Source organism: Pseudomonadota bacterium, assembly GCA_026388255.1.
In the GTDB taxonomy this organism is placed as follows: Bacteria; Desulfobacterota; Syntrophorhabdia; order Syntrophorhabdales; family Syntrophorhabdaceae; genus JAPLKB01.
Genome location: JAPLKC010000102.1, coordinates 1 through 8,296 on the forward strand (window position 1 = coordinate 1; position 8,296 = coordinate 8,296).

At 43.7% G+C, this 8,296-nt stretch carries 8 protein-coding genes and 1 pseudogene; 1 reads left to right on the forward strand and 8 read right to left on the reverse strand.

Annotated features, from left to right (window positions below; all coding sequences use genetic code 11):
- Positions 1–104: 104 nt before the first annotated feature.
- Entirely contained in the window at positions 105–371 is a 267-nt protein-coding gene (locus tag NT178_15570) for a helix-turn-helix domain-containing protein (protein ID MCX5813946.1), read from the reverse strand.
- A 197-nt stretch (positions 372–568) separates the two neighbouring features.
- On the opposite strand from NT178_15570, the gene NT178_15575 reads away from it, so the two are divergent.
- Positions 569–1,300 (forward strand): helix-turn-helix transcriptional regulator, encoded by a 732-nt coding sequence (locus NT178_15575; protein ID MCX5813947.1) that lies wholly within the window; start codon positions 569–571, stop codon positions 1,298–1,300.
- Positions 1,301–1,529: 229 nt separating this feature from the next.
- Here the strand turns inward: NT178_15575 and NT178_15580 are convergent, their stop codons facing one another.
- The 7 genes and pseudogenes from NT178_15580 to brxL all read right to left on the reverse strand — a co-directional run bounded on the left by NT178_15580 (position 1,530) and on the right by brxL (position 8,289).
- Positions 1,530–2,474, reverse strand: a complete 945-nt coding sequence (locus tag NT178_15580) for a hypothetical protein (GenBank protein ID MCX5813948.1) — start codon at positions 2,472–2,474, stop codon at positions 1,530–1,532.
- Between the two features lie 24 nt (positions 2,475–2,498).
- A pseudogene (locus NT178_15585) lies at positions 2,499–3,617 on the reverse strand (P-loop NTPase fold protein).
- Positions 3,618–3,902: 285 nt separating this feature from the next.
- A complete protein-coding gene (locus NT178_15590; protein MCX5813949.1) occupies positions 3,903–4,754 on the reverse strand; it encodes a nucleotidyl transferase AbiEii/AbiGii toxin family protein in 852 nt (283 codons plus the stop codon).
- Positions 4,742–5,383, reverse strand: a complete 642-nt coding sequence (locus NT178_15595) for a hypothetical protein (protein ID MCX5813950.1) — start codon at positions 5,381–5,383, stop codon at positions 4,742–4,744. The genes NT178_15590 and NT178_15595 overlap by 13 nt, the downstream gene beginning before the upstream one ends.
- An 85-nt stretch (positions 5,384–5,468) precedes the next feature.
- Positions 5,469–6,608: a cysteine desulfurase family protein gene (locus NT178_15600; protein ID MCX5813951.1), complete on the reverse strand. Its 1,140-nt coding sequence runs from the start codon at positions 6,606–6,608 to the stop codon at positions 5,469–5,471.
- 12 nt (positions 6,609–6,620) lie between these two features.
- Positions 6,621–6,818, reverse strand: coding sequence for a hypothetical protein (locus tag NT178_15605; protein ID MCX5813952.1), 198 nt, complete (start codon positions 6,816–6,818; stop codon positions 6,621–6,623).
- A gap of 4 nt (positions 6,819–6,822) precedes the next feature.
- On the reverse strand, positions 6,823–8,289 hold the full coding sequence (gene brxL, locus NT178_15610) for a BREX system Lon protease-like protein BrxL (protein MCX5813953.1): 1,467 nt from the start codon (positions 8,287–8,289) through the stop codon (positions 6,823–6,825).
- Between the last annotated feature and the right edge of the window lie 7 nt (positions 8,290–8,296).

Sequence of the window (8,296 nt, forward strand, 5' to 3'; positions counted from 1 at the left end):
GGCGCACAGTCACACCCATCTTATACCTCCTTCAGACTGTGCAAAATGCAACCTATACGCAGTAAAGATTTTGCCACAAGGAGAGGTGAAAGTCTATCCATTAATTAGATCCTTGTTAGCTCGTTTAAAAGATCGTCGGAGCTGGGGCCAATCTTGTTCGAGTCAGTTCGGTATCTCTTTATCCACGAATCAAATTCTGATCGTTTCACAAGAATCTTTCGTCTGATGCAATAGGAGGGGATGGGGTCTCCGTCGTAGATGAGATATTCCCGGAGGGTCCGCACTGATAAAGATGAATATTCAGAAAGACCCTTGAGGTCGAGATATCGGTCATTATCATAATTTTCTACCCTGCCATAACTCTTCGGCAAACCCTGCCCTCCTTGTTGTAGACTATCGACAAAACCCTCCTCCACGACAGGCTACCGCCATTACAAATAATAAATACCCCTTGCCGGTATAAAAGCAGTTGCAAATCCAATATATTTTATTTGCAATAAGATGTCAAGGAATAATTAAAGTAATTTTGATTTGATTTGCAACTACTTTTTTGATATAAGAATCACATATGGAATACTATCAGTTATTCAGACTGGCCAGGGTAATGCAAGGAAAGACTCAAACCGGGGTTGGAGCAGCGGCAGGAGTTACACATCAGGCAGTTAATGCTTACGAGAAAGGATCAGCTTCACTTTCAATGGAAACTCTTCGTAAAATGGCAATATCCATAAACATAAATCCGGACTATCTGATCGATCCTTCTGCAAATCCCTTCCTGTCACAAGAAGTTATAAAGATGGAATTCCCCGAAAATCTGTTTCTTCCCGGCTTGAATTTTCAGATCATATATTTTCTTGCAGAAAAAAATTATGCATTAGAACTATGTTTCCTCTTTTCCAACACAAGATTTGCCAAAACAATTCTTAAAGGTACCATTGCTGCAAACCCTGTAATAGCAATTGTTTGTCAGGACGCAAATCGGAATATTTTTCTGTTTAAACGAAGAAAGATCCTTATGGGCCCTATTCTTGGAGATCGCGAACTTAGACTGGAGCTATCTAAATATAAGACTGGAAATAAATCTATTATTATTGATGACAGAGAGGTCAGCGACAGTCTTCTTGAGAAAATAAGGGATGTTACAGTCACAAAGGATGAATTGGCGCTATTTTTCAATGGGAGAAATGACGTAGTGCTCGATGAAGGCGAAAGGTTGATTATATCAAAGAAACGTGAAAAAGGAATAGCTCACTCAGAGATATTACGATTTATAGACAGCTTTCCACGTGAACAAGAATAATCGGCGATATGCTTAAAGCAAGATCATGAAACCTGTACGTTATATATACTGGCATGGCGGAAAACACTGGCTGGGTTACATCGAGGGATACGATCAAAAGAAAAAGGCCCAATGCTTGCTTCGGTGCACCAATGTTGTTTCTCTATTTTTTGCCATAGATTTGTATCTGATAAATATTTGTATCTCAATTTTACCACGTCCAGAAATCCAGTCAAATTTCTATATCGGCCTAAAACCGACCCTTAACTTTTCCATCAAATGTATCCAGGAAGGTCTTTAGCGCAGTCTTCTGTCTATCCTCCAGATTGGTATATTTTGGGGATGAAAAAAGTTTCCTGACCCTCGGCTCTATCATCTTGATGCTGATAAAATGGTCAATGCTCTTGAGATCCATTCTCCAGTTCACCTTACTAACGTAATCCGACATCCCGTGACTTCTGCTCTCACCTAAAAAACTCGTTAAAAAGACTATCAGACCTGTGTCTGTGCGGATAACATCGCGAACGAATCGATCTATGTTCTTTTTCTCATCCCAGTGATCCCACATAAAGAGAATACTCACGAAATGCTGATGCTGTAATAGCTTCTTGTTTTCCGCCCATTGCTTTATTCTGTCGCAAGCAAGACTTTCAAGCTCCTTGAGCTGATCCGAGTTTACAGTTCTTTTCTCTTCCGGCTCCGGATTATCCTTCAAACTATATTTTCCATGCTGTTGGCATTGAACGGCAACTTCATCAACAATCGTGTAGAGACTTCGCTTCGCTTGTATAATCGCTTTCTTGAAAATCTCAAAACGCTGCGTCTGGTCATCAAAGCGTTGGCTCAGTTGATAGAATATTTGCAAAATTTTCATGGAGGTCTCAATTTCAAAAAATCCTTTTGGTCCCTCCGGAAACATATCACCAACGTCCATAAGCGCCGTGATTATCGGTTGAATATGTTCTTCTGGAATATCCTCGTGGGTATAATCGTGCATACGTTCGAGAAACCTTAGTATCTTGCCTTCGCTTTTCAACTTTAAAAGTTCTTCAGCGAATAGCTCATCATTGCGCCCGGACGCCAATACCATCTTGATTTCATTTTGAGATAACTCACCTTTAGGTAGTGATAGTCTGAAATACGCATCAAACATATCAGGGCTCGCTATGTTGCCGGCTTTTCTCCAGGACTCCAAGAAACTATCGGAGTGTCCAACATTTTAGAGTTTTGGAAATAACCTCTCCAGAAAATCCATGAGCGTTTCCGATGGCAGCTCCGTAACTTTGCCAGCAATAGCTTCCAAGGAATCCTTTTGTTTGTTTTTTGCCTGTTCCGATTGCCCGTAATAGGAGGAATGTGAAATCCCAGTAAATAAATCCTTATTGTCTCTTATTGCATAATACAGTTCAGGCAGAAAAACTTGAATAGCGGTTATCGCTATGAAATCAATCGGATTAAGATCGTCTTTGACCATTTCAAATCCGAATCTCAGCGTATTGATATATCTATTGACGTCTCTGATATCCTTAAAAAAATGCTTAAGCCCGCTGTGGTATATATTACCCCAGTGCGTTTGGTCCCATCTTTCTTCTGGTATCCCGTTGATGATCTCATCGAGCATCGAAAATAGTAAACGCTCCACTTCGTCTTGCGAAATCTGGGGAATCTCGAATGGCACCTGAACTACTTTTTCAAGGTAAGCCATCCCGGGGCCTTCCTGCACTTTTCCCAAAGCTTTTATCACAACATCTTTATCGAAAGACAAAAAGTAAATTGTGTGAGGAAAATCAGCCAGCGATTTGACTAACTGGAAAACCTGCCTAATCTCGCTATTATTTAGTCGATCTATATCGTCAATTACAATTAGTATTTTCCTATCAAGATTCGCTAATAGCTGGCTTAACTCAGATTTTACGTCCCATAAATCCCCTGCCTGATCTTGACCGGCTTTTTCCGTCACGGCTCCAATGGTTTTGATGGCTCTCGCAACGTTGCCAACTATCGCCACTGCCGGGAAATGCCTCAGCGGTTCAAAGAAGCCGGCATAAGCCTGCAGAGCTTGCCCTATTTTGATATGCTTTTTACTTTTATCAACTCTACTGACAGCCGCCGAAAGTTCTTTGAAAAATTGCGCAATAAGCTGATTTTGGTCTGAGAAATACCACGGATTAAACTTAACGATGATAGGGTTTTCCTGCTTCCCCTTCTTTTCATCATGCTTTTGAATTTCTTCCAGGGCCATATTGACAATTGACGTCTTGCCTGATCCCCAGGGTCCGAAAAGCCCTATCGAAAGGCTGTCCTTTTGATCATACTGTAATATTCCGTCGGCAAGAGACTTGGCAAATCTCTTCCAAGAATATCTTCTTTAGAGGATTGTATTGGTTGATCTGATCTAAACATATAAATCTAAGAGATTTTACTACTAATTCCGATCTATGCCTATAATAAAAGTAAAATTTTAGACAATATTCTATTCCTAAGACTCTACAAATATTTAATCTTTCGGGAATATTTCACTTTTCAAAGTTGTCTGCTACTCGCAAGGCTGTCCAAAGTAGGCAGGATACGCTTTTAGCTTTATTTTCAATCCGATCAGCTATTACATTTCAGGGAGTTGCTCTTAAAGTTTCTCCGAAATCTCCCGATCCAGAATCGCTTTCATATTCTTACTCATATTATTGACAAAACCGGGGTTGCTAATGAGGGCCTCAAGGTCAAGCTGGATACTCTGGCTATCTATACTGGCGATTATTGCAAGAAGCCTATCTTTGAGATCTTTCATGTTCTCAAAGCCTTCTATGCAGGATAGGTTTGGCTGAATGCCTTTCTGAAGATACCAGAGGAGATCAAAATAGTCCCGACCTTTTACCTTCACCGTTGTTTTCCCCTGTTTGTCTGTTTTTTCCCACTTACGGAAAAGGATCGCCCTGATTTTTGTTGCCATGAGGGTAGATATATCAAGGGTCTTAATGAGAACGGAGCGGTTATGCCTGAAAATCGGGCGAATGTCCGTAGAGTATTTTGTACAGAAATCAAACTCGGAATAAATCTCAACCTTGAGAAATAAGATGTCTGTTTCTTCTCTTGTGGTAACGCCGAGATCGTGAAGGATTGGAAACTTTAAATATATGCGGAATTTCTGGACAGTTGTTTTGACATCAAGATCAGTACGCTTTCTAAAATAGTTTTCTAAATCCTTGGCCAGTTTTGAAACATTGATCTTTTTTGTTTCATCAATGAAATCTAAATCTTCAGAAAGACGCTGGAGGTCAAAACAGTGTGCAAGAGCCGAACCTCCGTAAAAAAGAAGCTGGCCATAATCGGGATGTGAGTAAATAAAATCAAGGACTACTATCTGAAGATACTCTTTGAGAAGATTCCACTTGTAAAGATTATTTTTTGACGGAGATTCATTTATTAGGTTTGCGAGAACCGGTTTGATAGTTTCCAGGATAGTTGTTATTTTAGCCAATTAAAAATCTCCTTCATTTTTGGTGACCCTTCCATTTCAACATATCCTATAAACTCTTTAAAATCATTCTCTTTGAATTCATCAAGATTGAGCCGCAGTTCCTCCACTGCTCTTTTGTCGGTAAGCAGTCTTTTTCGGAAATAGAGAAAATCAAAAAGCGCCTTGGCTTTGGTTGCCTTGAGGATTGAGAAATCGCCTTTTTTCACCACATTGAATCCGAGAAACAATTCTTCCTTGATTTTGTGGTAGATGAAATTGCCCAGGTCATTGGTAAAATGATCTGTTTTGCGAAGTCCCACCGATGTTATATTCCGGGGAATTTCGGTAAGCATGTTGTGCTCGTGGAGAACATAGTCAAGGCTGAGATAAGAGGGCAAGTAGAGCCTGTTGGCAATAAATTCAACATAGTCAGAGAAGATGCCCTTGCGCTGTGCATTATCGAGATATATCTTGGTCACATACAGATTCTTACGCAGGTGAAGCATCGCTCCTCGCTTCGCGTAACGGGACAAGATGATGTTCATATATGCAGGCTTTTCCCCAATCGGAGCAAGGTCAGCCGCGCCAAAAGACGGGAGGGTGCCCGCCAGCTTAAGTATTCGTTTTGTCCTTATTTCAGCGTTTCTCATAATATACTTTAATTGTATATTTAAAGAAATGAGCTGTCAAGGGGAATGGAATCGAATATATGCGGCTATGTACAATTATACGCTATCAGCAGTTTTCAACTATCTTTTTGTAAGCATCACACACAGCCGTGACTACCTTACCGACTTCATCTGCACAGTTGTATTGACCGTAAGATATGCGAATCGCCGACTTTGCTTGCTGTTCGGTAAGCCCCAAAGCAAGAAGCACGTGCGATGGCTCGTCTTTACCTGAAGTGCAAGCCGAACTTGTGGACACGCAAACACCTTTCAGGTCAAGCAGATGCATAAGGGATTCACCCGAAACGCCGTCAAAACAAAGGTTGACCGTGCCGGGGAGACGGAACTCGCTGCCCCCGTTAACCCTTATGGAGGGTATTTTTTCTTTTATGCCATTCACGGTATCTTCGACCATTGCCTTCAGCCGCCTTGCCGTATCAGCCATTTCACCGATACTTTCCTCAATAGCGTAACCCGCCGCTACGATTCCGGCGACATTCTCCGTTCCGGCGCGAAGACCGTGTTCTTGTCCGCCGCCGAACACCAATGGCAATAATTGCAAGGCAGACCGTTTATATAAAATTCCCGTGCCTTTCGCCCCGTTGAACTTGTGTGCGGAGGCAGTCAAAAAGTCAACCTGTAGGTCGTTTACGTCGACAGGGATATGTCCGACAGCTTGCACAGCATCCGTATGAAACAGAATGCTTTCAGGTTTCAGTAATCGACCTATCTCCGCTATCGGCTGAATCGTGCCGATTTCGTTGTTGACAAGCATAACCGACACCAGTTTGGTGTGGGGTCTAATTGCCGCCTTTACATTATCGACCGAAACATGTCCCGTCTTATCAACGGGTAAATAGGTAACCTGAATGCCAGTCTGTTCAAGTGAGCGGCAAACGTTCAGCACAGAATGATGTTCGATAGCAGTAGTTACAATGTGCATCGGCTCGATACGGTAGGTATCCGCGACGCATCGAAACACCCAACTGTTCGCTTCCGAACCGCCGGAGGTGAAGATGATTTCAGGCGGCTCTGCACCGATGGCCACTGCAACATGTTTTCGTGCCTGCTCTATAGCGCGTTTGGCTTTTGCCCCAAACGAATACTGGCTGGAGGCGTTGCCGTATTCCTCACGCAGAAACGGGAGCATCTTCTTAAAGACGCTGTCAGATATTCTTGTAGTCGCGGCGTTGTCTGCGTAAATCACGGCCTCACCTTCTCAGAATAGATCGCAGCCTTGTTCTTTGAGCTCCTCGACCTTGGCGAGCAGGAACTCAGTATCGACTTCCAAATACTCAGCGAGGCAATCAACGCAATAGAACCTCTTTGACTCCTTATCGAGCAGTTTCTTGGTCAGTCCGATTTCGTTTTTGCTTAGGGCTTCTCTTCCGCACACATAACAGCGTTTTTTTCCCACACAATTACCTCACTTCTTCAGGGTCAGGCCTGACGCTGAACGCAGGGATGTCTTTCCCGCGATACTCCGCGTCGAGCAGCCCCAACTGGTACTTAATCGTATCCCTCATCTTTCGCGCCCTGTCAAGGCAGTACCGCTTAAACTCGCGGGCAGTGATGTCGTCTGCGCTGCGAACCTGCGGGAACAGCAGCTTCAGGTAAGCCGTGGCGATACGCTTGACCGCTTCTGTATCACGGGTGTCCGCCGCTTCGGGGACTTCGATAAGTTCATCCACAATTGCGCGGTAACTGATATCATCGCGCAGTTCGTGCATAATCGAGCAAAAATATTCCGAGTTTAACGCCCAACCTGCAATTTTGAGGTCGTCGTTCATTCTGGGGATATTCCACCCTTTGATGAAGCCGTGGAAACGTTCAATCAAAGCCGATTCGTGGAACACGGACGGCAGTTCCTCAAACATATTACCAAAGCCGTCCTCGTCCATCGTTTCCTTCTTGATGTTGCCGCAGAGGATAACGCCCGCTTCTGCTTTTCCCTCGTAGTTGCCGACGGTGAAGATTCCCAATTCAAGGTAGCCCTTCAATGCGGCGCGCATTTCGTCCACATCGGTGAACGAAATGGTCTGTACTTCATCAAAAGTGATGAAGTCGTTGCCGGACACTAATCCCTCGACACGCTTGTTTTGGTCATAGAACATCTTTGCACGACTCATAACGCCGCCGCTCGAAAGCCACCCGAAGCGGCTGACGCGGCCGAACAAATATGATTTGCCGGTTCCTTTCGGGGCAAGTTCAATAAGGTTCAGCCGTTTTTCAACGAACGGAAGTAGACGGGTGAGCATCGTAAGTTTCTTTTCCTCATCGCCGAGATAACCGCTCGCGTTGTAGTCCACCGCACCAAGCAGGACATCAAGCCACTCCGCTGTAGTGAATTCTCGACGTGCATCTTTGTAGTAGTCGATATCAATGGTATATGGGCAGAAAGTCTTAAACGCCGTCAGCTTGATTTTGCCATGATTCGAGCCCTTTGCCTTGTAGTCATCAGGCTGACGGTGACCGATTTCTACCATTCCCCAAATCTCACGACCGTTTAGTAAGTCGTTTTTGCAGCTTTGCCACACCGAGTCCTCAATGACGGTATCTTTGTTTGACAACCCGAAGTCGGGCAACGCAAACGACACCTCGCTCGTCCTGATGTCGATATCAACCGACACCTTAGCAAGGAACTTCACTCGCTCTTGTTCGATTATAACTTTATCCTTTATTGTCTTCCAGTCGTCCTTGCGCGGCAAGTAAGTCCGCACAAAACTAACCAATTCATCGGAGTCGAAGTAACCGTTCTCATCCTCGAACCTCTTTAAGAGCCAGTCACGCATAAAGGAAGGCAGGCTCAGAGCGGAGAAGAAGTTGCTCTTCTTGAGGTCTTTGTACACGACCATCTCGTCAAAGCAATTTCTGAGTTTCTCAATCATCAATCGT